Source organism: Candidatus Clostridium stratigraminis (assembly GCF_045310675.1).
GTDB classification, from domain to species: domain Bacteria; phylum Bacillota; class Clostridia; order Clostridiales; family Clostridiaceae; genus Clostridium_AT; species Clostridium_AT stratigraminis.
In genome coordinates this window covers 92194-117410 of record NZ_JBJHZZ010000001.1, presented here as the reverse complement: position 1 = coordinate 117410, position 25217 = coordinate 92194, and the positions used below count along the sequence as shown (strand labels likewise).

The following is a 25217-nucleotide window of genomic DNA, read 5'->3' as shown; positions in this document are numbered from 1 at the left end:
TGATAGATTATGTAGTTATATTTAAAATTATATCAAGATATAGCAATATTGTGAAGTAATATTTTACCATACCTATAATATATGAAATCAAAAAGGAACCTACAGTAAAAGTTTATTTCTCTTCTGCAAGCTCCATTAACAAAATTATTTAACTAAATCTATTTAGGTCTTTATTCAACTACTTTAGGTAAAATAACTTTAAAACATGCTCCTGACCTGCTGTTATTTTCAGCTGTAACCCTTCCATTATGTTTTTCTATTATACTCTTTGTAATTGCAAGTCCAAGTCCATGTTTACCTCCTTTTCCCTTATAAAATCTGTCAAAGATATTCTTTAATTCCTGCGCATCAAAGCCCGGCCCATCATCTTTTATGATTATACTAATACTGTTACCTAAACTTTCAAGACTTACACTAATTTCTTTTCTAGAATATCTCAAGCAATTTCCCAATATATTAATTATAGCTCTTGATAATTTCTCCTCATCCGCCATAATCACTAAATCTTTATCCTTAGAAGTTAGTCTTATGTTCACACCATTTTTCAGGGCAATCCCCTTTACTCTATCTATACAGTCCTTAAGAAGGTCTTCAGTATTTAAGGCTTCAAGGTTAAAAGCCTCCTGCATGGAATCTAGCTTAGATAAATATAGAAGTTCCTCCACAATATTCGTTAGCCTTTTGCTCTCATCAATTATCACATCAGCTGCACTATTTGTATCTTCTATTACTCCAAGCTTTATTCCTTCTGCGTACCCTTGTATTGACATTAATGGTGTACGAAGTTCATGTGAGGCATTTTGCATGAAGGTCTTCATGGTAGAGTCATAAGCTGCAAGCTTTTCTGCCATTGCTTTCATTGTCTCTGCCAATTCTCCTATTTCATTATCCTCATATTTTTCAGGTACAATTTTATAATCTCTGTCACCTATTTTCTTGGCATTTTCATTTAAAAGAGAAATTGGTTTAGAAATCTTTTTAGATACAGTATTTGAAATTATCAATGCAATAATTGCAGCAACAAGCATTATGGAAAAAAGTATTATATTAATTGAAAGTATAAGCTGATTACTATTTTTCATATCTGAATAGAGTATTAAATTTCCTAATGATTTTTTATTTTCTGAAGCAAAGGGATGTATTAGCGCCGCATACTTTATATTGGAAGCACTAAAGTATTCTATTCTATTCTTTTTCAGCCCACTGCCTAAAATATTTTTCTTACCTAAGGAAGGTAGTATGTCAATATTTAATATATTCGCCTCTTCACTTACTAAATTCCTTGGAAAGATCACCTTATTATTTACGTTTACCACTGCATATTTTATGTCAAGAAAGGTTTGGGTTTGTCTTAGTATTCTATTTATTTTTAATAGAGAGTTTAGTTCTGTTTTTTCATCAGTAGAAGTATTATCCTTTGTACTGCCTATAAGCTGGGTGTTTAATGATTTCTGAATAATTTGAGCAGCAGATAAAAGTTGATTCCTTGTTTGATACCTTACATAAATATTAATGCATATATTAAATACTATGGAAGTTAAAATTACCAATATTATAATAATGGATATATGTGATAAAAATATACTTTTCCTAATAGTTTTTTTAGAATTATTCATATATTTAACCCTTCCTATTCCTGTTTACCAGAAATCATGAACCCATAGCCCCACAAGGTTTCTATTTTAAGTGCAGCACCTTCATTATTAAGCTTCCTTCTTATTCTTTTTACCATATCATCAGTTGCACGCGTATCTACTTCCATATCAAAGCCCCAAACTTTATTTAGGAGTTCTTCTCTAGATACTGCCTTATTTATATTCTTCACTAAATAAAGAAATAAATTAAATTCCATTGAAGTAAGCTTTAAATCATGATCATTACAAACCGCATATCTGCCTTCAGTATAAATAGTTACATCTATTATGTTTATTAATTCTGAATTACTCTCTCTAGTTTTCTCAAATTCCATTCTCTTAAATATACTTTTTACTCTTAAAACTAGTTCTACTGGACTAAAGGGTTTAGTCATATAGTCATCACTGCCCAGCATTAATCCAGCAATCTTATCAGATTCTCCGTCCTTTGCGGAAATTATAATAATTGGTACGTTGCTTTCCTTTCGTATTTGAGTGCAGACAGAAAGTCCATCTATTCCTGGCATCATAATATCCAGAAGAAGCATGTCAGCAGCTCTTTCCTTAAATGCCTTTAAAAGCTCCTCTCCACTCGTAAATGCTTCCACTCCGTAGCCTTCCTTAACTAAAAACATTTTTATTAATTCTTGAATCTTGATTTCATCATCTGCTATATATATAAGTTTTTGTTCCATGTCATTTTCACCTCATATAAACAACTTACAATATATTATAACATTTGCTTTTGATATGTAATATAACTGCTAAAAGCTTGCCACAATTCTGCCACATTTTATCGGAGATTTAACCTATATTAAAATGGTAAACTTTATTTGTAAGGAGAATTAGGAATACAGGAGGGATATTATTGAAAAAGATTTTATTAATAACCTTAATGCTTATATGTTTCTTAGCTGCTGGCTGTGAAAGAAGCGGTACATTAACAACTGCAGCAAATAATGCAAAACCCACTACTCAAAGCCATGTTCAAAATAATAATACTACTTCAGCAGATGTTAATGCGGCGCGTGGATCAGCTGATGCTGCCTCATCAACAAATAAAGAAATGGAGAAAGCCTCTAATATGATAGATAATTTAGATAGCACCTTAAATGGCCTAGATAATAGTTCGGATATAAATACAACAGAGTCAATAATAAATAATATAAATTAAGGAGATGTTTTTAAAATGAAAAAATTAAAACTTAAGGTAATTTCATCATTGATTTCAGCAGCTCTTATAATGCCTATGGCTGTTCATGCACAAGGAACAAGCACTACATTTGGTGATGGACTTATTAAACAACAGCAGCACCTTCAGTTAGTTCAGGAAAGACAGCAATTTAAAGCGAATATGCTTCAGAAAAAAGATACAATAAAGAAAAATCATGAGACCATTCAAGGACTTAGAAAAACAGTAACTGATAAAAGAGCCGCTGTAAAAGCGGCCATTAATAATATTAAACAAAGTAAAAAACAATTAACTTCTGATGATTTAAGTAAAATTGAAGCACAACTTAAATTAATTCAAAATGATATGTCCACCTTACAAGCTACCAATGGCACCATGAAACAAGCCTTTACTCAATTTAAATCAGACGTGCAAGGCAAAAAATATGATGCAGCAGCTTCTGATTTAGATAAAGTAATAAGTATTCAAAACACAAGAATTAGTAAACTTACTAATTTAAGTTCTGATTTAGATTCCTTATTAAGCTTATTTCAAAGTGCTTCTGCAAATAGCTCAGCTCAATCCTCTACAGCAGGTGCATAATGTATAAATAAAAGGGGGATTTTGCAAACTATCTTTAAAATAGTTTGCAAAATCCCCCTTTTATCTTCATTTATTATGTGAGAGTTTGTTTATCAACCTAAGGCTGCTTATAGTAACCAACTTTATGTAAATCTTTATCCACCTATTAAAATTTGGTCCATTTCCTTTAAATTTGATGATGTTATATTATTGCCTTGAAAATATTCATGCCTTTTGCTGCTTATTTTATCTTGTACTGAATAAAAGCTTCTATTTAATAATAGTGCTATTTCCTTACAGGTTTTGCCTCCATTAATCATTGACTTTACCCTATTCTCTTCCTTAATTGTCCACTGCTTTCGGCATGAGGGAAGTTTCTTTTGCTTGTCTACATTAATTTTTTGCAGCAACCATTCTGGTACTTTAGTATTTGCTATGTCTCTGAAAGTGGTATAGCACGATGTAATAAATTTAATATCTGCTGTTCTAGTATTCCATTTATCTTCGTGTTCCTCTATAAAAAGTTTAAAGTTATCTATTGATATTTGATATTTTTTTATTGAATTTATTCTAAATCTCTTATATTTTAAATAATCTTTATCCATCCAATTATAAACAGTTCTTGTTCCAACAGCTAAAATGTTAGAAATATCCTTTGGAGTTAGATATTCGCCATTTGCAATTATCTGCTCCCTAAGTCCTATTTTGTGGGCTTTTAGTAAAACAGCATTTTTAGTTCTGGCAAGCTTCTTTGCAATATTTTCTATTGTCATTACGCCCCATTTTTCTTCTAAATATGTTACTTCTTCTGTAAGCCAATGCCGATTCTCACAATTAAGGCCTAATTGTTTAGCCTTTTTAATTATGCTCTCCCTTGTTCTATTGGGTAGTAATAACATTAATTCATTCATTGGTTTAACCTGATAAAAATTATTAAGTACATTTTCTTCCTGCTCAGACCACCTATTGGTTAAATTCTCTTTGAGATATTTATTTGTATCTAGCTCTAATCTTTGAGCTTTTCTAACTACGCTGTCATAGCTTCTATCTAGAACCTCCATAATAACTCTAAGATCAACTTGTCCCCAATTTTCAGATAAATACTTTTGTTCTTCTAAACTCCACTTTTTTACCATACTGCACCTCTCAATTAATAAAACATTTTGTTTTTAGATAACAGCATTTTTAACTTCTCAAGCTACAAGTAACTTTTACATTAAAAAAAGACAGGCAGAACAGTGCCTATCTTAAAGATACAACTGTTACCCTATATTTTTGGCAACCTGACTATCATGGCAAATAAATTTGCTTTAGACTCACGGCTTTGCGTCTCCACCTTTCGATGGATTTGCTATTTACTAATATAAAATAATTGATTTATATTAAGTTATTACCATTATATTCTATATTAAATGAGAAATCAATATATCTAATAATAATTATACGAAATAATTTGTATTTTTTAGGTGGTACATTAATAAACTTGTAATAATTATAAAAAAAATGACATTATTAATTGAATAATGTCTTAATAATTAAGTAAAAAGAAGCCCATAGTCATATTTAAGATCTATGGGCTTAAATTTTAAGTTAATTCAAATTACCTTCTAAAACCTTCTTGTAAATAAATTCATTTTGAATTACTTCCTGCTCTAATTTATTGGATAAATCTTTATTAAAATCTTGTTTTAATTTATCCCTATACTCCTTACTGATAACATACATTAAAATATTCATCACAACACCTCCCGTTTTGTTTTACCCATACCTCTTATACGTATATTATACTACAGAAAGATAAAAAAGATACTATAAATAAAACATTAACAGGTTAAATATTGATTTAACAATGTTTCACGCGCTAGCATTGTTAGCATTTTCACATGATAGTTAATTGTTTATTTATATGATATAGGGGGGTATGGTATACAAGCATTGTATATAGCCCCATGAAACTAATGATTTATTTGCATAACAAAAACAAAATATAAAAGACACTCCAATAAAATTTGGAATGTCTTTATATTTGTTAATTATAAAACCAATTTCTCAACTGTTAATTCTTTATGATGCTTCAAATCTAGAAATCCGGAGTTGTCCAAAAGCAGAGGTCTTGTTAAATCATTTACATCTATTTTTATTATTTTGCAAATCTTCTCCGAATTTAATACTGCCATTTCTCCTATATAATAATTTGCCACATGATTTAAGAAAATATTACTATACTCATAATCAAGCCTTCCTAGACTTTCCTTCTTAATTATTTCAAGTGCTTCGAAAGGTCCCTTGCTATTTTTATAAATCCTATCGGAATTTACAGCATCAAAGGTGTCTGCTATAGCAATTATTTTTGCAAACTGATGAATATTTTCTTCCTTTAAACCTAGTGGATATCCTGAGCCATCATTCCGTTCATGGTGCATAAGCACGCCATAGCTTACAGACTTATCTAAAAAAGGTATCTCCTTTATATAGTTATAACCTATTGTTGGATGCTTTTTAATTACATTAAACTCTTTTTGAGTTAAATTTCCAGGTTTATTTAAAATACCTTTATCTATTTTAACTTTACCAAAATCATGTAGGATTGAAGAATATGTAAGAAGGTTAAGATCACTGCCACTCAACCCTATCCATTTGCCAAGAATTGTACTTAAAGCGGTTACATTAACACTATGTTTGTAAATAGTATCTTTTCCACTGCCATATAATACAATATTTTTAATTACTGAGTTTACTGATTTCAACTCACTTTGAATTTTTACTGCAAATTTTCTTATTTCTTCTAAACTTGTTACTTTTAAATTTTCCATATCCTCATAAATATTTTCCACATCGAAGGTAAGTTCCTCCAGACTTTCTTGAACTTCCTCAATAGTTCTAATTCTATCAGTATCTTTCTCGTAATCCTGCTCAGCCCCAGAGTCTCCATAGTACACTTCAATTTTTTTGTCTATATAATATTCTTTCAGTTTGTTTATTGCATATTGGGTTACAATTGTTCCCTCCGCAATTAAAAGCTTATCATTAGCTTTTATTTCCTTAGACAAAATCATTCCTGGAGTTAATTCATGGACATACAATAGCTGCTTCCCTTTTACCATATATGACACCTTCCATAGTTAATACATAATATTACTTATACAATTCTATAGAAAAATCATATATCCTTTGTCTAATAATAGAATATTTTGTCAAAGGTTTTTATTATTTTTCCCTAAATTTCGCAAAATGTAATTAAATTAGCAAATTAATAATAAAAATTAATCTTTAACTGCTAAAATATACAGCTTAATCTCTATTTAAATTAGAAACCTCCTTTTCTTACTTCTTTACTTCTTTCATATTGAACTGGCCAAGCTACATCATCTTGTAGCTCTTTAGCTGAAATTAACGGCCAATATGGGTTACGTAACAACTCTCGTCCAAAATATACTAAATCAGCCCTTTTATTTTGTAGAATTTCCTCTGCCATTAGAGGACTTGTAACAAGGCCCCCAGCAATAACGGGTAAGCTTACGTGTTTTTTTATCTCCTCAGCAAAGCCTATTTGATAGCCAGGATATGTATTTATATGAGCCTGCACTACTCCTCCTGAGCTAACGTTAATAATATCTATTCCAGCTTTCTTAGCAAAGTTAATAATTTCAGCTGTATCCTCAGGTTTATTGCCACCTTCTGCATATTCTTCAGCTGAAACCCTCAATATTAATGGCATTTTCATAGGCCATTCTTCTCTTACTGCTTTTATAACTTCTATTAAGAACCTAGCTCTGTTTTCTTTACTGCCGCCATATTCATCTGTTCTTTTGTTAGTTAAACCAGACATAAATTCATTTATTAAGTATCCATGAGCTCCATGAATTTCTATTACATCAAAACCTGCCTCTCTAGCTCTTCTGGCTCCATCCTTAAAAGAACTTATTACCCTTTTTATATCATCCTTGCTCATTTCTATTGGTGTTTTGTATTTTTCATTAAAGGCTATAGAGCTTGGGGCTATAATAGCTTCTTCACATACTTCACACTTTCTTCCAGCATGAGCTAGCTGTATACCCATTTTTGCACCATGCCTTTTACATTCCTCTACAATTTCCTTTAAAGGCTTTATATGTGAATCCTGCCATATACCTAGATCCCTATCAGTTATTCTTCCCCTGCTTTCTACTGCAGTTGCTTCAAGAATAATAAGTCCTGTACCACCTACCGCTCTAGTTACATAATGATGATAATGCCAGGAGCTTACATTCCCATAATTATCTGCACTGTCCATGCACATAGGTGCCATTATAATTCTATTTTTCAAATTCATATTTTTTAGATTATATTCCGAAAATAATTTTGACATTTATTTGTCTCCTTCCTTGTAACTACTTAGTAATTAAAGGACTTTCCCTGCTATTTAAAATTTATAACGGTAAAGTCCTTTAGAGAACATGTTCTTATTTTGCTAAACTGTATATATTTATTATGTCCTGTTTATTTAATTTTACAAAGTTACCAACAGTTTTTGTATCACTATTTGTACATTTATCAGCCATTTCCTCAATTTTATCTTCTGGTATATTGGCATCACTTAAGGTAACTGGAAGTCCAATTTTCTTAAAGAATTCCATCATTCTGTTTATACCCTCTAAGGCAATTGCTTCACTGGATTCAAAAGATAGATCTACATCCCATACCCTAACTGCAAATTGCACAAATCTATTTATATTATGTTTGTAAACATATTTCATCCATGCAGGAAAAACTATGGAAAGACCTGCTCCATGTGCAATATCATATAAGGCACTTAATTCATGCTCAATTCCATGAGATGCCCAATCTCCTATTCTTCCAGGGTCTACTAATCCGTTATGAGCATTTGTTCCAGCCCACATAATTTCAGCTCTTGCAGCGTAATTTGATCTGTCTTTTAGTGCTATAGGTGTATTATTTATTATGGTTTTTAATATAGCCTCACAAAGTCTATCAGTTAAATCCACGTTTTCTACATTTGTAAAATACCTTTCCATTGTATGAGCCATCATATCACAAGCACCGCAGGCTGTCTGATAATCTGGAAGTGTAAAGGTTAATTCAGGATTTAGTATTGAAAATACAGGTCTGATTAGTTCAGTGTTTAGTCCTCTTTTATACATGCCATCCTCATTGGTAATAACAGAGCTAATACTTGCTTCTGTTCCAGTAGCAGGAATAGTTAAAATATCACCAACAGGAAGTGCTTTTTCAGGTATCTTTTTCATTGAATAAAAATCCCACACGTCTCCCTCATATGGAGCCCCTACGGCAATTGCCTTGGCGGTGTCTATTACACTTCCTCCGCCTACTCCTAAAATAAAATCAAGCTTATTTTCACTGCACAGCTTTATACCTTCATAAACAAGGCTCAATCTTGGATTTGCCTGAATTCCTGATAACTCTATATATTCAATTTCATTTTCTTTTAAAGACCTAATTACTTTATAGTATAGTCCACTTTTTTTAATACTTCCGCCGCCAGTACACAATAGCACTCTATTGGAATACTTTTTCACTTCACTTCCAACCAGACTTTCAGTATCTTTTCCAAAAATAATTTTGGTTGAGATTAAAAATGTGAAATTGTTCATTTAAATTCCTCCTAATTTATTTTAATTTAATGCTAATTGATAAAAATAAGTACTTACTAAAAATTATTAGTAATACTTAAATATATTATTACACAACAGAATATAATTTGCATTTAATTTATAAAATATTATTTTTATAAAGTTTAAATAAATGTATGCCATTAATATTGAAAATAATAACCCACTTATTATTCATCTTAGAATCTATACTTATATTCCTTGTTTTTTTATTTTAATCTTTCATAAGCAAAATCTCAGCTTTTACATACTATAATACAAAAGCTTGTCCCCAAAATTAAATAATATAGGAGAGAGAAAAAATGATTAATGTAACGAAAATTTACCTTCCTGAACTAAAGAAATATGAAGCATATCTAGAAAAAATATTCAAGCTTGGTCATGTTACCAATAATGGTCCATTAGTTAAAGAACTACAGAATAGGTTGGAAAAATATTTAGGAATAAAGCATATACTTTTAGTTTCAAATGGAACAATAGCCCTTCAAATTGCTTATAATCTTTTGGAATTAAAAGGTGAAGCAATTACTACACCTTTTTCTTTTGTTGCAACTACTAGTAGTCAAGTATGGCAAGGTATTACTCCAGTTTTTGCAGATATAGATAAAGGCACCTTTAATATAGATTATAAAAAAATCGAAGAGAAGATATCAAAAAATACTTCAGCTATAATTCCTGTTCATGTATTTGGAAATGCCTGTGATATAGAAAAAATTGATGAAATAGCAAGAAAATTTAATCTAAAAGTAATTTATGATGCAGCCCATGCTTTTGGAGTTAAATACAAGGGAAACAGTTTATTAAACTATGGAGATATTTCTACCCTTAGTTTTCATGCCACTAAAGTTTTCCATACCATTGAAGGTGGTGCACTTGTAATAAACGATGATGAAATTTATGACAAGGCTAGAAGATTGATTAATTTTGGAATAAGTGATGAGGAGCATATAACTGAGGTTGGTATTAACGGAAGGATGAATGAATTTGAAGCTGCCATGGGATTATGTGTATTGGATGATATAGACAAAATATTTGAAAATAGAAAAAAAGTATATGAAAACTACATGAACTATTTAAGTAAAAATGTGGTTACACAAGAGCATAATATTAATAGCAGCTTAAATTACTGCTATTTTCCCATAGTATTTAAAGATGAAGAAAGCTTACTAAAAGTAAAAGCAGCTCTTACAAATGATAATATTTATCCAAGAAGATATTTCTATCCATCCTTAAATAATTTACCTTATATAAAAGATAAAACTCAAATGGCACCCAATTCAGAGTTTATTTCAAGCAGAATCCTTTGCTTGCCTCTGTATGATTCTCTAGAAGATACGGTACAAAAAAATATTATAAGTATTATAAATAAAATGGACTAGCTATAAAAAAGATACTCCATACCACTTTAGGAGATGTTTGTTTTGAATATTATCGTTATTGGTTCTTCTGGACATGCAAAAGTTGTAATTGATTGTATCGAAAGAGAAAATAAGTATAAAATTATTGGACTTATTGATAGATTTAAGGAAGTGGGTTCTAGCTCCTTCGGATATAAAGTAATTGGAAAAGAAGAAGATTTACAAAATTTAATAAAAGCTCATAAAATAGAGGGCGGCGTTATTGCAATTGGAGATAATTTCACTCGATATATTGTTTCTAATAAAATTTCACATGATATGCCAGAGTTTAACTTTATTAAGGTAATTCACCCTTCTGCACAAATAGCCAGGAATGTATTAATAGGAAAAGGCACAGTGGTAATGGCAAATACTACTATAAGTAGTGAGGCAACAGTAGGTGATTTTTGCATAATAAATAATAATTCATCCTTAGATCATAACAGTAAAATGCTAAATTATTCAAGTTTAGCTCCTGGTTCAACTATTGGTGGAAATGTTAAAATAGGTTCCTTTACAGCTGTTTCCTTAGGTGCGAAAGTGATTCATGGAATTACAATTGGAGAGCATACTATAATAGGAGCTGGAGCCAATGTGGTAAAAGATATTCCTAATTACGTTGTAGCATATGGTAATCCTGCTAAAGTAATTCGAGGCAGAATCGCTGGGGAAAAATATTTATAAAATTAAAGCTTATGAAACTTAAAAGGGGTTGCCCTTAAACGACTTACAAATCATTTAAAGGCAATCCCTTTAGTGAAAGTACAGATTATAAAAATATCCATAGTATTATTGTATATTACTTCTAATAGTATTCTAGGAGTAATTTCGTTAATAGCTTTGTGATGAGATGCTATTAATAATCACATTTTGTTAATTATCGTTAAAGTGTAAATTATTCAAGTCTACTAGGCCTGTACATAAGAGGTTCCAAATATCTATTACCTGATTTTGAATCACAAAAATCACGTATATTTGTAAATTGTTCATTATAGGCGTAATCTAAAAATTTGTTGTAAGCATCAATTAATTCTATGGTTTTTTTGTTCTTATCCTCTTCAGTCATTCCGTTCCAAATACCCTGTACATGCTTTCTGTATATGGTCATTGCTTCTTTGACATGTCCTATTTCTCCAAACATTGAAAATTGAATATTTAACATCCAATCTCCAACAAACATTTTATAAAATTCATTAGGAATTTGGTCAAAATACTTACTATAATAAAAACAACAGGAGATATTACCAATAAAATTTACACTTGTTATATCCGTTGTATTAAAGATGTCACCTTTAATTTGCTGCTGTATATTATAGAAGTTATATTTATTTTCTACTTCATCAAAAAATATTATATCATCAAATGAAATAGAACACTGGGGGTGACTTTCCATAAATTCTATATGAGTTTGTAATTTGTTCTCATCATCCCAATAATCATCACCATCCATTAACGCAGTATACATGCTTTTTCTACAAGCTTTTAACAATCTTCTTAAATTTTCTACCATTCCTAAATTTTCTTTACCTTTAAAAAATTCAAAAGTTACGTTTTTGTTAGCTTTCACATTTTTAATATAGTCTTCAACAATCTTTGCAGTTCCATCATGGGATTTATCTTCACTTATAATAATGTTTAAGTTGAAATCACCTTTTTGTTTTATTATTGAATTGAGGCATTGAGCTATATAATTTTCATGGTTATATGCCAATACCCCTACATTTACTGTAATTTTATCCTCTTTTGTTCTATTCTCTGTCTCAAGCAATCTAAAATATAGATTCTCTAATTTTCGGGGTATATCAGCTTCACCTTTTACATTTTTATGATTTTTCATCAGAATGCCGAAATTATTTGTTTCCAGTAATATTTTATATTTATTTTTATATTGATCATAACAGCGTTTTACAGAATCCAAGTTTATGCAATTAAATACAATAATTCCACCCTCTCTTATTAGTGGCGAATAAATATTATAATCTGACTGAACACTTTGGTAATCATGGTTACCGTCAATATGAAGCATATCTATTTCATTACTTTTGAAGTATTCAGCAGCTTTTTTTGAAGTTTTTCTTATAATTTTAACAACCTTAGAAAGTTCTAATGCCTCAGTATCCCTTAAAACCTTAGCATAAATGGCTTCAAAATCTATGGTCTTAAAAATTTTATTTTCCTTTTTATTTAATTTTTTATCCGTGTGGTGTTCTTCCACCTTATCAATGGTATAGGGGTCAATGCCATAAGCTTTTCCTTGAGTATCCTTTATTGTCTGAGCTACAGAAAAAAGAATCCTACCATTATGCACTCCAATCTCAACGTAATTTTTTAGTTTAAAGTAATATGCCAAGTATGACATAATATAACATATTGCTAATGAGTCATCCTCTACAATTCCATTAAATAAAAATCGGCTATGAATATCTTTGACTCTGTTAAACAAACTATATTCCCATTTCATATTCCTTCACTCTCTCCTGTTTTCTTTTATTTTCTTAATTCTACTTGTTAACCTTTATTGTCGCTTTATAATATGTTGATTTAATTAAAAATTCTACTAGCTTTATTTAATGCTAGGGCACAAAGCTTGTCCTATTTGAATATCTTAAATTGACAAAATTTAGAGCTGATATGTATATCAAAGTCATTGATTATTAGGCAAAATCAAAAATTTATAAGGAGGTAAAAATGAAAGGTATTATTTTAGCTGGTGGGTCCGGAACAAGACTATATCCAGTAACAAAAGTTATATCAAAGCAAATACTCCCTGTATATGATAAACCAATGATATACTATCCATTATCCGTGCTAATGCTTGCAGGTATAAATGAAATATTAATTATTTCAACACCTAGAGATATAGGTACTTTTAAAGAATTACTTGGCGATAGAAGTGATATAGGTCTAAAATTACAGTATGCCATACAGGAATATCCAAGAGGACTTGCAGACGCTTTTATTATTGGAGAAGAGTTTATAGCTAAGGATAAAGTAGCCTTAATTTTAGGAGACAACTTCTTCTATGGTTATGATTTCCCAGAGATACTAAAGAGAGTAGTAAATAAAGAAGAGGGCGCAATTATTTTTGGATACCATGTAGACAATCCAACTGAGTTTGGTATTGTTGAATTTGATGAATATAACAATGTAGTATCAATTGAAGAAAAGCCAGAAAAGCCAAAATCAAATTATGCTGTTCCAGGGCTGTATTTCTATGATAATAACGTAGTTGATATAGCTAAAAATATTAAGCCCTCTGCAAGAGGTGAACTAGAGATAACTGCTGTAAATGATGAATATTTAAGAAGAGGAAACTTAAGCGTAGAGCTTTTAGGAAGTGGATTTGCATGGCTTGATACAGGAACTCACAAAAGTCTTTTAGATGCAGCTAATTTTGTAGAAACAATTCAATCAAGACAAGGTTTATATATAGCCTGTATTGAAGCGGTAGCTTATAAGAAAGGTTTTATAAATAAGGAGCAGCTTTTAAAATTAGCAGAGCCTTATATAAAAACAGAATATGGTAAGTATTTATTGCAGATTGCAGAAAATGATTTAATATGTAAAAAGGAGCAGTTATAAATGAAAACCTATTTAGTAACAGGCGGGGCTGGATTTATAGGTTCTAACTTTGTTCATTACTTGTTAAATAAATATTCGGATATAAAAATTATAAATATAGATAAACTAACCTATGCAGGAAATTTAGAAAATTTAATAGATGTTGAAAATAGTCCAAGCTATATGTTTATTCAAGGAGATATATGTGATAAAGCGTTAATAGAAAATTTATTTTCAGAAAATGACATTGACTATGTAGTAAACTTTGCAGCAGAATCACATGTAGATAGAAGTATAAAAGAACCTGAGATCTTTGCTAGGACAAATATTTTAGGAACAGTAAATCTCTTAAATGCAGCTAAGAATGCATGGGAAGTACAAGGTGTCTTTAAACAAGGTAAAAAGTTTGTACAAGTATCTACGGATGAAGTATATGGATCACTTGGTGAAAGCGGGTACTTTCTTGAAAATACACCACTAGATCCGCATAGCCCATATTCTTCTAGCAAAGCAGCTGCAGATTTAATGGTGAAAGCTTATTTTGACACCTATAAAATGCCTGTAAATATAACTAGATGTTCAAACAATTATGGACCATACCAATTCCCAGAAAAATTAATACCTTTACTAATAAACAATTGCTTAAACCATAAATGCTTACCAATATACGGCAACGGAATGAATATAAGGGATTGGCTATATGTAGAAGATCACTGCAGCGCAATAGATATTGTTATAAATAGTGGTACAGTAGGTGAAGTTTATAATGTTGGTGGACACAACGAAAGAACTAATTTACAAATAGTTAGAACTATTATAAATTACTTGAGCAAAAAAGTGGACAAAGAAATAACAGAAAAACTAATAACTTATGTTGAAGACAGAAAAGGTCATGATAAAAGATACGGAATAGATCCAACAAAGATAAAAGATGAATTAGGTTGGTATCCTGAAACTCCCTTTGAATTAGGAATACAAAACACAATTGAATGGTATTTAAATAATAAAGATTGGATCAATAACATTACCACTGGTGAGTACGAAAATTATTACAATAATATGTATGAAAAATAGTAGTAACCTCATAAACTTTAATTAAATTAGGGCTAATAAAACCCTAAACTAAAAAGAGTCTGTAAAAACAGCTTTCTATGTTGAAATAAAAATATCATAGGAAGCTGTTTTATTATGGTAGAAATAAGAGAATTAATGAAAACCAGCTTAATATATTTTGGATTTCCCAAATTCAAAGAACCTTCTTCAATAGATTTTAAGCTTTTTAATCAATTTAAAAATAAAGTTTGAAAAGCTATAATAAAAAATGTTATAGACTACTGAAAATATAAATAATATGGCTAATTGAATAATTATTCCACCAGGAATATTTATACCAAAAATAGATATGCCTATGATGTAATTCATAAAACTTAAGGTAATGGTTAGGACTACAGAACTTATAAGCCAAATAATTGTCTTCTTCTTTGTATAGTAGCTGCATGCTCCAAGTGATATTCCTATAATTCCATTAGTACATAAGAAGAATATTCCTTCATGGGTACTTATAAGCATAATAAGTAAACTAGCTGTGAAATAAGATAATAGTCCAACTTGAGGATTTAACCTAGAAACAATATAAATTGGAACTGCACTAAGGATAGTTAAAATAACAAATAACTCTGAAAGAAAAACAGGAATTACTTGAAACAAAGCTGCTAAAACTGCGAATAATGCGCCAACTACAACAGTTTTTGTATTACTCATGGTTTCCCTCCTTCTTCTTAATTATTGGCTGCAGCAGAAATGCAGTTTATAAACGCTTTTAAGTTGAGTACTGTTCTTTATAGTATATGATATTAAACAAGATATGCTATTAAAAAAGAATATGTACTTACTTATAATTGCACGGCTTGTAAACAGGTGATAATATTTATATATGCAATTATTTAATTTTTAGGAGGCTTTATAATGGAAAATAAAGAGCTTGTAACCTACAAATACAGATGGGTAGTTCTTTTTATGTTCATGCTCATGATGGCTGTGCAGCAGCTATTATGGATAACCTTTGCTGCCATCACTACTGATGCAGCTGCTTATTTTAAGGTTTCTGAGCTTAGCATAGGAATTCTTTCTATGGTATTTATGATTGTATACATATTTGCTTCTATACCTGCTTCTTGGCTTATAGATACCTATGGCTTTCATATATCTGTTGGAATAGGTTCAATTTTAACAGGTGTATTTGGCCTTCTCAGGGGACTTTTTCCTTCAAATTATACCTTTGTATTAATATTTCAAATAGGCATTGCAATTGGACAACCATTTATAGAAAATGCAGTTACTAAAGTTGCTGCTAGATGGTTTCCTATTGAAGAAAGGGGTACAGCATCAGGATTAGCTTGGCTTGCTGGTTACCTAGGTTTAATTGCAGGCCTTGTTCTAACACCCTACCTAATTATAGGCAGCAATATTCCAAGAATGCTGCTTTATTATGGAATAATATCTTTAATTTCAGCTGTACTTTTTATAGGCTTTGCAAGGGAAAATCCTCCGACGCCTCAATGCAAACCAGAGGAAGAGGAAAGATCCTTGGTTTTTCAAGGGTTAAAGCAAATGCTTACAAACAAAGAATTTATATTCCTAATGATTATATTTTTTATAGGTCTTGGAGTATTTAACGGCCTTTCAACTTGGATTGAAAATATACTTAAACCTCGCGGTTTTACATCAATTCAGGCAGGAATTATAGGTGGAAGCATGGTTTTAAGCGGAGTTATCGGATCAGCTATAATTCCACTGCTTTCTGATAAGCTTCATAATAGAGTAGGTTTTATTATATTAGCTATTACAGGCTCTATTCCTGGTCTTATAGGCATAACCTATGCAACAAGCTATCCTGTTGTTCTTATTTCTGCCTTTAGCCTTGGTTTCTTTATGCTCAGCTGTGCACCCTTAGGTTTTCAATATGGAGCTGAAATTGCCTATCCAGCTCCTGAAGGAACCTCAAGCGGTATACTTATGATGATGGGTCAAATTTCAGGTATAATTTTTATATTTGGTATGGATGCCCTTAAATCCACTAAAACAGATTCCATGACCCTTCCAATGAATGTACTAATACTTTTAATGCTTGTAACAGTTATAATTTGTATCAAATTGAAGGAGCCCGCTAAGGAAAGAAACTTTGCATTAGAAGAATAGGTAAGTTAATGGCATCCAGATAAGTTATTACTTGTAAATAAGTAATAACTTATCTGGATGCCATTTGATTATAATTATTTAAGCAGCTTATTATCTATTTCTTCTCTAATGTCTGAAATAAACTCATAAAGCACAACACTGCTTTGCTCACCAGCATCTCTTTTTCTTACTGTAATAGTTCCTTCTGCCTGTTCCTTTTCTCCTAAAATAATCATGTAAGGAACTCTTTCATTCCTAGTTTCTCTTATTTTAAAGCCAATCTTTTCAGCTCTATCATCAATTTCAACCCTAATTCCCTTATCTCTTAGTATCTTCAATACACTTTCTGCATAAGAGTTATACTTATCAGAAATTGGTAGCACCTTAACTTGCACTGGAGCTAGCCAAGTTGGGAATTTTCCTGCAAAATGTTCTATTAATATTCCTATGAAGCGCTCAATGCTTCCAAATATGACTCTATGGATCACTATGGGTCTGTGCTTTTCTCCATCACTGCCAATATAATTTAAATCAAAACGTTGGGGAAGCTGGAAGTCAAGCTGTATTGTTCCACACTGCCAAGTCCTTCCTATACTATCTTGAAGGTGGAAATCTATCTTTGGTCCATAGAAGGCTCCATCCCCTGGGTTTATTTTAAAAGGCATTCCTATGTCTTCTAAGGCACCCTTAAGAGCACTTTCTGCCATATTCCATTCTTCATTAGTTCCCATAGAATTTTCCGGCCTTGTTGAAAGCTCTACGTTATACTTAAAACCAAATCTTCTATAGACCTCATCAATAAGCTTTACTACTCCTTTAATTTCGTCTTTAATCTGCTCCGGAATCATAAATATGTGAGCATCATCCTGGGTAAAGGCCCTTACTCTCATAAGTCCATGAAGTGCTCCTGAAAGCTCATGTCTGTGAACTCTTCCTAATTCCCCGGCTCTTATTGGAAGGTCTCTGTAGGAGTGTGTTTCTGATTTATAAACCAGCATTCCACCAGGGCAATTCATCGGTTTTATTGCATATTCTTCTTCATCAATGTTAACAGTGTACATGTTTTCTTTGTAATGATCCCAATGTCCGGAAGTTTCCCAAAGCTGTCTATTTAAAATTATTGGAGTTTCAATTTCTACATAGTTAGCTCTTTTGTGAAGCTCCCTCCAATAATCTATTAGAATATTTTTCAAAATCATACCCTTTGGAAGGAAGAACGGAAATCCTGGGCCTTCCTCCATAAGTGCAAACAGCTTAAGCTCCTTGCCAAGCTTTCTGTGATCTCTCTTTTTAGCTTCTTCAAGCATATTTAAATATTCATCTAACTCACTCTTTTTGGAGAAGGCAGTTCCATATATTCTTTGAAGCATTTTATTCTTCTCACTGCCTCTCCAGTAGGCACCAGCAACAGATAAAAGCTTTATAGCTTTAACCTTCCCAGTGGAGAGTACATGAGGGCCTGCACATAAATCTATAAAATCACCCTGTCTAAAGAAGGACAGCTCTTCCTCTTCTGGTAAGTCATTAATAAGCTCAACCTTATAAGCTTCATCTTTATCTTTCATAAGCTTTAGCGCTTCTTTTCTTGACATAACGGATCTTTCTAGTTTCAAGTCATCTTTAATTATCTTCTTCATTTCTTCTTCTATTTTTTCCAGCATTTCCTGAGTAAAAGGCTTATCTATATCAAAATCATAGTAGAATCCAGTATCTATTGCAGGTCCAATAGCAAGCTTAGCTTCTGGGTATAATCTTTTTACTGCTTGAGCTAATATATGTGAAGCTGTATGTCTTAGTGCCCTTCTTCCTTCATCTTTATTTGCATTAATTACACTTCCATCTTTTAAAATTACCTTTAACATAATTTTTACCTCCTTTTATTTATAAGAATATTAATATCTATAGTGTTACTACTGTAGCCTTGCAGCTTATCCCATATATGGATGTGTTTTTTTAAATAAAAAACTCGTCTCATGCATAAACATGGGACGAGTATTCTCGCGGTTCCACCCAAATTACAGGTATAGTAAACAAATCCTTGCTATAATTTAAATGTAATAAAAAAACTCCTCCCATACTTAGGACGAGTTTATCGCGATTCCACCCAAATTACAGCAATTAAAAACACTATCACTGTCACTTAATACCATTAACGCTGGCTGCGGATATGCTTATGTCTATAAGGACTTCAGCAATCAACTCAGAGGTGGTTTTCAACAACACTTATTTTTAGAAGTCTTTCAGCCGATGAACTTCTTTCTCTGTAAAATAGTAATTTATTTACTTTTCCTCATCATTGTCTTTCTTTATGGTTATTATATGACTGTAAATTTAAAATGTCAATCTCTTTTTATAATTTTCAAATAATTATTAGCTGAAGAGACGTTTATACGCTAATGCATAAGCACCACATTGTTTAGACGTCCCGTTTATTATCCTTTATTGATTCTACATATTATCTTCCTAATGCTATCTTCAGATAAATTAAAAGTAACCATTAATAAGTCAATGGTATATCCGTTTTTATAAAGTTTATAAATTTCAAGGTTTCTTTTATTAATAATTTCTCTAGTACCATTATTTTCACCCCAACCCTTTCTTTTAGCTTCCAAGGTTGGTATATAAATAAATTCTCCCTGTATATACTTTTGAAGTTCCCTCAATAACTCCGATGGTAATATTTCCTTTCCATTTTTATATTGCAATTTTTTGCCCTCCTATTTACCTCTACTACTGCTCTGTTAACGACTTCACTTAATACTTGATTAATCATTATCATTACTACGCCTCCTTGTATTCATTATTAAATCTAAACAATTATTAATAGTTTAGATCTGTATATTTATTATTAATTTAAAAAAATATATAAAAATCCCGCAGAAACTAACCATCTGCGGGATTTTATACTTTAAAAAATACAATAAAAAAAACAGGACATCCTCCTGCTACTTTCATATAACTATTTATCTATGAAAACTCAGATGATGGTTATTATTTTCTCCAATATTTAGTTAATAATCGTAAACCTCTTTTCTTAACATCATTACTAACCCCTCCCTTCACCTGAATTTGTTTCTTGTATATTTTACCTGTAATTATATAATATAGAAATTCATAGTCCATGTCAACCATAAATATCACCTCAATTGTTTCTTTATTTAAAGAGGAGGCTTTGCCCTCCCCTCGTATTCCTTATTATGCACGTAACAATTATTAATTGTTACGCCTACCCTATTGTTCTAGGCTTTAAGCCACCTCTTAAATATGATCAAACTTATCATCCCCTTTTCTACCATATTGACCGGTCAAGTTTATTATCCCATAAATATCCTTTTAATCTCAAGGTAAAGATTGATTATAGTTGTTTTTTCCATTAACAATTTAAGTGTTTTTTTATGGTATAATCTATTTGGGTGATAAAAATGCAAGTATTAATAAATGATTGGAACAACTTATTAGAAAATGAATTTAAAAAAGAGTACTATTTAAACCTTAGACAGTTTTTAATAAATGAATATAGGACAAAAACTATATATCCTAATATGTATGATATTTTTAACGCTCTGCATTATACAAATTATAAGGATGTAAAGGTGGTAATATTGGGACAAGACCCTTACCACGGCGCAAATCAGGCTCATGGTTTAAGCTTTTCAGTAAAACCAGGTGTTCCTGCCCCTCCTTCTCTTATGAATATCTATAAGGAGCTTAATAGTGACTTAGGCTGTTTTATACCTAATAACGGCTACTTAAAGAAGTGGTCTGATCAAGGAGTTATGCTTCTTAATACTGCATTAACAGTTAGGGAGGGCCAGGCAAATTCCCACCATAACATGGGCTGGGAGTATTTTACTGATAAAATAATCAGTTTATTAAATGATCGAGAAGACCCTATTGTTTTCATATTATGGGGAAGTAATGCTCAATCTAAACTAAATATAATAAATAATCCAAGGCATTATATTATAAAATCTGTTCATCCAAGTCCACTATCAGCTCACAGAGGCTTCTTTGGAAGCAAGCCATTTTCTAAGGCTAATAAGTTTCTTACTTCAATAGGAAAGAAACCTATAGATTGGCAGATAGAAAATATATAAAAGTACAGGGGGTTGATTCAGCCATAAGAACTTCCCTTTAGTTATTTAAATAGTATAGAAAAACCACTCTTTAATTGATATAATATTAATGCATACATTTCTTAATAATTTGAATTTTTCATTTCTCTGTATGAAGTGTCGAGTTAACCACTATAAATACTCAATAATATATTTTTAGGGGGTAACAAAGATGAACACGCTATTAAAAAACATTAACTGCATTTATACCTTTAATGAAAAAGAAGAAATACTTGAAGAATGCAGTATTCTCATCAAAGACTCAAAAATCACAGCTATTGGTAAGGGCTTATCAGTACCTGATGATTGTGAGGTTATTGATTGTACAGGTCTTATTGCACTTCCCGGTTTTGTAAACACACATCATCATTTATATCAGACCTTATTTAGAGGCATAAAAGAAGTTCAAGAACAGCCTCTTTTCCCTTGGCTTATTGGACTTTATGAGTTTTGGAAGAACATTACTCCTGAAGCTGTTTACTATGGAGCAATGGTTGGCTTTGGCGAGCTTCTTAGGACAGGCTGTACGCTTACCTCTGATCATCATTATGTTTTTCCTAGTAATCAAACAAGTACTTTAATTGACGACCAAATCAAGGCTGCAGCAGAAATAGGAATTAGGTTTCATGCCACAAGGGGTTCCATGTCCCTAGGAAGGGACCAAGGTGGGCTTCCTCCAATGTCTGTTGTTCAAACTGAAAGTGAAATATTAGAAGATTGTGAAAGGCTTGTAAGTAAGTATCATAATCCCAATGATTATGCAATGACCAGAGTAGCCTTTGCACCATGCTCTCCTTTCTCAGTTACCAAAGACTTAATGGTTGAAACTAAAAATTTAGCAAGGAAGCTTGGAGTTATGATGCACACCCATCTTGCAGAAACCATTGATGAGGAAAATTTCTGCCTTGAAAGATACGGAAGAAGACCTTTTGAGCTTATGGAAGATCTTGAATGGGTAGGTCCTGATGTATGGTTTGCTCACGGTATATACTTAAGCGACAGGGAAATAAATGCTCTAAATGGCTCTGGTATAGCACATTGTCCTTCCTCAAATATGAAGCTAAACAGCGGCATTTGCAGAACTACGGATATTGTTAAAGCTGGCGGAAAGCTTAGCATAGCGGTAGATGGAAGTGCAAGCAATGATGGCTCAAATATGTGGGAGGAAGTTCGAAGAGCCTATTTATTAAATCATTTAAAATATGGAGTTAATGGCCTAAATGCTTATGAAATATTAAAGGTGGCTACAAGAGGCGGAGCAGATGTACTTGGAAGGCAGGATACTGGAAGATTAGATATTGGTAAAGCAGCTGATATTATCTTATTTGATCTTAATAAAATTGAGTATGCTGGCTGTCACGATCCCTTAGTATCACTAGTTTGCCTTGGAAATTCCAGCTTCACTAAAATGACCATAGTTAACGGCAAAATAGTTTCAAAGGACGGAGGGCTCCTTACTATAAATTCAAATGAAGTATATAAAAGTGCTAATAAAATTGCAAAGGACATAGTTGAAATGCAAAGAAATAGGTAAACTCTCAGCCGGAATAAGTATGTTCATTCTATACCAATAAAGAAGCCCTTGCCTAATATAAATTAGTACAAGGGTTTATTTTTTTTCATTTTATATTCAGTTTATTTTGCTTTAAACAGATAACTATTTATCTGCTGGAAATACTATTTCTGTTTGTTTTCTGGCATCTTCTATAAGTTTCATTACATTAAGCGATATTTTGTGGGAATTAATTTCCGATTCTACTTTGCTATTTTTAATTAACTCAATAAATTCTTTTGCTTCATAATACATATTATCTTCTATTTGCTGCACTGATAATTCTTCTGACTCTCCGCTTTTATACCTTATCTGAACTTTTTCCGGATTGTTTATTCTATCAATTATCATTGAACCATTTTCACCTTGTATTTCGCAGGGAATATATGAGTTAGCTATTTTTGAATGTATAATAACTCCATCCATTTCTTCATACACAAAAGTTAAAGTTCCCTGCCCATCTACACCAGATGAAAGCTTTAAAGCTGTAGCTTTTATATCTATTGGCATACCAAATAACCTTACTGCAGGATGTATGCAATATACACCTATATCCATGATTGATCCATTAGAAAATGCGGGGTTAAAGGTATTAACAGGTTTTCCTTCTTTATGGGCATCGTACCTAGAGGAGTACTGGCAGTAGTTAAACATAAATCTTCTTATTTTCCCAAGCTTATGTATACTATCTTGTATAACCTTAAAATTAGGCAAGAAGCTAGTTTTCATTGCCTCCATTAGCAATACATTATTTGCTTTAGCTGCTGCAATCATCAATTCTAATTCTGCAACATTAGAAGCTATGGGTTTCTCACATAAAACATGCTTCCCTTTATTTAAAAATAGTATAGCCTGTTCTGCATGAAAGGAATTAGGGCTTGCTATATAAACTGCATCTATACATTCATCTTTTGCCATTTCCTCTAAACTAGTAAATATATTTGTTACTTCATATTTTTCAGCAAAAACCTTTGCTGTTTCAAAAGCTCTTGAATAAACAGCATTTAATTTAAACTCCTCTACCAAGTCAGCACCTTTTATAAATATATCAGTTATTTTATTTGTACCAATTATACCAAAGTTAATCATTCTACCACCCATTTCCACACCTACCAATGTTTCGCTGTAGCTTCACTATCTAAAACATTGTCCTTTTTACTAATTTTATCACTAATTTGTAATGTGATCTGTGGAGGTTTCTTCTGCCATAACCAAGCCACACTACCCTTGAAATTCAAACAAATCCTTCTGTGGGAACAATCCAAACAAACCGCCAGTATGAATGAATAAAATATTTTTGCAGTGATTAAAACTGCCCTTCTTTATCTCCTGAGTTAACCCATACATCGCTTTGCCTGTATAAACAGGATCCAAAATTATGCCTTCAAGCTTAGCTAAATCATATATAAAATCCAGTTCCTCAGGTCTGCTTAAAGCATATCCCCTTCCAACATATCCGTCAATAATGTGAATTTCATCTTTTAAAAAATTAATGTCACAATCTAAATAGCCCAAGCCTTCCTGCACTATTTCATATATCCTATTTTTAAAATATTCCTCATTGTCACAAACATTAACGCCGCAAATGTCTGTTTTATTGTTTAACATTCTATTTGCAAGAAATTGTCCAGCATAAGTTCCCCCTGATCCAACAGCAGAAACTATCATATCAAAGTGTATGTCCATTTCTTTTTCCTGCTGAATTATTTCCTCCATTGCCTTAAAGTAACCAAAGGAGCCTATTCCATTTGAAGCTCCTTCCGGAATTATATAAGGTTTAAAGCCTTTAATCTCAAGTTCTTCTTTAATATTATTCATAATTTCAAATCTTCTATTTCTATAATCCTCAGGAGATACAAATCTAATGTCTGCTCCTAAAAGCTTATCTAAAAAGTAGTTTCCATCTTGAGATAGCTCTTCAGTTCCTCTCAATACTAAACACGATTTAAGTCCCAATCTTGCTGCAACAGCTGCAGTTGCTCTAGCATGATTTGATTGAATTCCTCCGCAAGTTATAAGCATATTACAGCCCTTATCAATAGCTTCCTTAACCACAAATTCCAGCTTTCTTATTTTATTACCTGATACTTCTGTACCAGTTTGATCATCTCTTTTTATAAATATATTTGGGCCTCCAAGAATACTTGTAAGCCTCTCCAGTCTTTCAACTTTTGTGGGCAGGTTAGCAAGGCTTAATTTTTCGGGTATTTCCATGATTAATTCCTCCAATCAGTATTTTGCATGTAAATAAATATAGACTAGCTTTATATTATTTACCTATAATATAAATACTATCACCTTCTATTTTTCCATACAATAGACAATTGGATGTCTCTCATTGATAATATTACCATCAATATGATATTATTAATTCAATTAAGCCATGGTGGTATCGCTT

At 31.6% G+C, this 25217-nt stretch carries 23 protein-coding genes, 1 riboswitch and 1 other annotated feature; of the genes, 9 read left to right on the top strand and 14 right to left on the bottom strand.

Translation table 11 applies throughout. The features are described from left to right. Positions 1-170: 170 nt before the first annotated feature. Positions 171-1616, bottom strand: a complete 1446-nt coding sequence (locus ACJDUG_RS00560; RefSeq protein WP_406767930.1) for a sensor histidine kinase — start codon at positions 1614-1616, stop codon at positions 171-173. A 14-nt stretch (positions 1617-1630) separates the two neighbouring features. After that, positions 1631-2329 (bottom strand): response regulator transcription factor, encoded by a 699-nt coding sequence (locus tag ACJDUG_RS00555; RefSeq protein ID WP_406767929.1) that lies wholly within the window; start codon positions 2327-2329, stop codon positions 1631-1633. A 173-nt stretch (positions 2330-2502) separates the two neighbouring features. Between ACJDUG_RS00555 and ACJDUG_RS00550 the strand changes: the two genes are divergently transcribed. Then, positions 2503-2808 carry a hypothetical protein gene (locus ACJDUG_RS00550; RefSeq protein ID WP_406767928.1) on the top strand — a complete coding sequence of 102 codons (306 nt, stop codon included), beginning with the start codon at positions 2503-2505 and terminating at the stop codon, positions 2806-2808. Between the two features lie 15 nt (positions 2809-2823). Next, entirely contained in the window at positions 2824-3408 is a 585-nt protein-coding gene (locus ACJDUG_RS00545) for a hypothetical protein (RefSeq protein ID WP_406767927.1), read from the top strand. A 134-nt stretch (positions 3409-3542) separates the two neighbouring features. On the opposite strand, the gene ACJDUG_RS00540 is transcribed toward ACJDUG_RS00545, so the two are convergent. The 5 genes from ACJDUG_RS00540 to ACJDUG_RS00520 form a co-directional block, all read right to left on the bottom strand. Next, positions 3543-4523, bottom strand: a complete 981-nt coding sequence (locus ACJDUG_RS00540) for a hypothetical protein (RefSeq protein WP_406767926.1) — start codon at positions 4521-4523, stop codon at positions 3543-3545. A 138-nt stretch (positions 4524-4661) separates the two neighbouring features. Next, a riboswitch (cyclic di-GMP riboswitch) is annotated at positions 4662-4750 on the bottom strand. Between the two features lie 227 nt (positions 4751-4977). After that, a complete protein-coding gene (locus ACJDUG_RS00535) occupies positions 4978-5124 on the bottom strand; it encodes a hypothetical protein (RefSeq protein WP_406767925.1) in 147 nt (48 codons plus the stop codon). A 296-nt stretch (positions 5125-5420) separates the two neighbouring features. Further along, entirely contained in the window at positions 5421-6491 is a 1071-nt protein-coding gene (locus ACJDUG_RS00530; RefSeq protein ID WP_406767924.1) for an HD-GYP domain-containing protein, read from the bottom strand. 203 nt (positions 6492-6694) lie between these two features. Further along, positions 6695-7735 carry an NADPH dehydrogenase NamA gene (gene namA, locus ACJDUG_RS00525; RefSeq protein ID WP_406767923.1) on the bottom strand — a complete coding sequence of 347 codons (1041 nt, stop codon included), beginning with the start codon at positions 7733-7735 and terminating at the stop codon, positions 6695-6697. A gap of 94 nt (positions 7736-7829) precedes the next feature. Then, positions 7830-8999, bottom strand: coding sequence for an iron-containing alcohol dehydrogenase (locus ACJDUG_RS00520; RefSeq protein WP_406767922.1), 1170 nt, complete (start codon positions 8997-8999; stop codon positions 7830-7832). Between the two features lie 320 nt (positions 9000-9319). Between ACJDUG_RS00520 and ACJDUG_RS00515 the strand changes: the two genes are divergently transcribed. Next, positions 9320-10396 carry a DegT/DnrJ/EryC1/StrS family aminotransferase gene (locus ACJDUG_RS00515; RefSeq protein ID WP_406767921.1) on the top strand — a complete coding sequence of 359 codons (1077 nt, stop codon included), beginning with the start codon at positions 9320-9322 and terminating at the stop codon, positions 10394-10396. A gap of 42 nt (positions 10397-10438) precedes the next feature. Further along, the gene (locus tag ACJDUG_RS00510; protein ID WP_406767920.1) at positions 10439-11098 is read left to right on the top strand and encodes an acetyltransferase; all 660 of its coding nucleotides are present in this window, start codon (positions 10439-10441) and stop codon (positions 11096-11098) included. A gap of 211 nt (positions 11099-11309) precedes the next feature. Here ACJDUG_RS00510 and ACJDUG_RS00505 read toward each other — a convergent pair whose 3' ends face one another. Further along, positions 11310-12875, bottom strand: coding sequence for a class I SAM-dependent methyltransferase (locus ACJDUG_RS00505; protein ID WP_406767919.1), 1566 nt, complete (start codon positions 12873-12875; stop codon positions 11310-11312). A 227-nt stretch (positions 12876-13102) separates the two neighbouring features. Here ACJDUG_RS00505 and rfbA point away from each other — a divergent pair, with 227 nt between their 5' ends. Further along, positions 13103-13996, top strand: coding sequence for a glucose-1-phosphate thymidylyltransferase RfbA (rfbA, locus tag ACJDUG_RS00500; protein ID WP_406767918.1), 894 nt, complete (start codon positions 13103-13105; stop codon positions 13994-13996). After that, on the top strand, positions 13997-15049 hold the full coding sequence (gene rfbB / locus ACJDUG_RS00495) for a dTDP-glucose 4,6-dehydratase (RefSeq protein WP_406767917.1): 1053 nt from the start codon (positions 13997-13999) through the stop codon (positions 15047-15049). Positions 15050-15235: 186 nt separating this feature from the next. Here rfbB and ACJDUG_RS00490 read toward each other — a convergent pair whose 3' ends face one another. Then, positions 15236-15736, bottom strand: a complete 501-nt coding sequence (locus ACJDUG_RS00490; RefSeq protein WP_406767916.1) for a YybS family protein — start codon at positions 15734-15736, stop codon at positions 15236-15238. Between the two features lie 204 nt (positions 15737-15940). Between ACJDUG_RS00490 and ACJDUG_RS00485 the strand changes: the two genes are divergently transcribed. Next, the gene (locus tag ACJDUG_RS00485; protein ID WP_406767915.1) at positions 15941-17173 is read left to right on the top strand and encodes an MFS transporter; all 1233 of its coding nucleotides are present in this window, start codon (positions 15941-15943) and stop codon (positions 17171-17173) included. A gap of 74 nt (positions 17174-17247) precedes the next feature. On the opposite strand, the gene thrS is transcribed toward ACJDUG_RS00485, so the two are convergent. Beyond that, positions 17248-19014: a threonine--tRNA ligase gene (gene thrS, locus ACJDUG_RS00480; RefSeq protein WP_406767914.1), complete on the bottom strand. Its 1767-nt coding sequence runs from the start codon at positions 19012-19014 to the stop codon at positions 17248-17250. A gap of 214 nt (positions 19015-19228) precedes the next feature. After that, positions 19229-19458: a binding site (T-box leader), on the bottom strand. Positions 19459-19584: 126 nt separating this feature from the next. Continuing rightward, positions 19585-19857: a CD3324 family protein gene (locus ACJDUG_RS00475; RefSeq protein WP_406767913.1), complete on the bottom strand. Its 273-nt coding sequence runs from the start codon at positions 19855-19857 to the stop codon at positions 19585-19587. 717 nt (positions 19858-20574) lie between these two features. Here ACJDUG_RS00475 and ACJDUG_RS00470 point away from each other — a divergent pair. Together ACJDUG_RS00470 and ACJDUG_RS00465 are read left to right on the top strand one after the other, a co-directional pair. Next, positions 20575-21249, top strand: a complete 675-nt coding sequence (locus tag ACJDUG_RS00470; protein WP_406767912.1) for a uracil-DNA glycosylase — start codon at positions 20575-20577, stop codon at positions 21247-21249. A gap of 190 nt (positions 21250-21439) precedes the next feature. After that, positions 21440-22801, top strand: a complete 1362-nt coding sequence (locus ACJDUG_RS00465; RefSeq protein ID WP_406767911.1) for an 8-oxoguanine deaminase — start codon at positions 21440-21442, stop codon at positions 22799-22801. Positions 22802-22924: 123 nt separating this feature from the next. Here ACJDUG_RS00465 and ACJDUG_RS00460 read toward each other — a convergent pair whose 3' ends face one another. Genes ACJDUG_RS00460 through ACJDUG_RS00450 form a run of 3 tightly spaced genes read right to left on the bottom strand, consistent with a single transcriptional unit; the run spans position 22925 to position 25033 of the window. Then, positions 22925-23908 (bottom strand): Gfo/Idh/MocA family protein, encoded by a 984-nt coding sequence (locus tag ACJDUG_RS00460; RefSeq protein WP_406767910.1) that lies wholly within the window; start codon positions 23906-23908, stop codon positions 22925-22927. Positions 23909-23928: 20 nt separating this feature from the next. Continuing rightward, positions 23929-24057, bottom strand: a complete 129-nt coding sequence (locus ACJDUG_RS00455) for a hypothetical protein (RefSeq protein ID WP_406767909.1) — start codon at positions 24055-24057, stop codon at positions 23929-23931. Further along, complete coding sequence (locus ACJDUG_RS00450; RefSeq protein WP_406767908.1) at positions 24041-25033, bottom strand: D-cysteine desulfhydrase family protein; 993 nt, start codon at positions 25031-25033, stop codon at positions 24041-24043. The genes ACJDUG_RS00455 and ACJDUG_RS00450 overlap by 17 nt, the downstream gene beginning before the upstream one ends. Positions 25034-25217 lie beyond the last annotated feature (184 nt).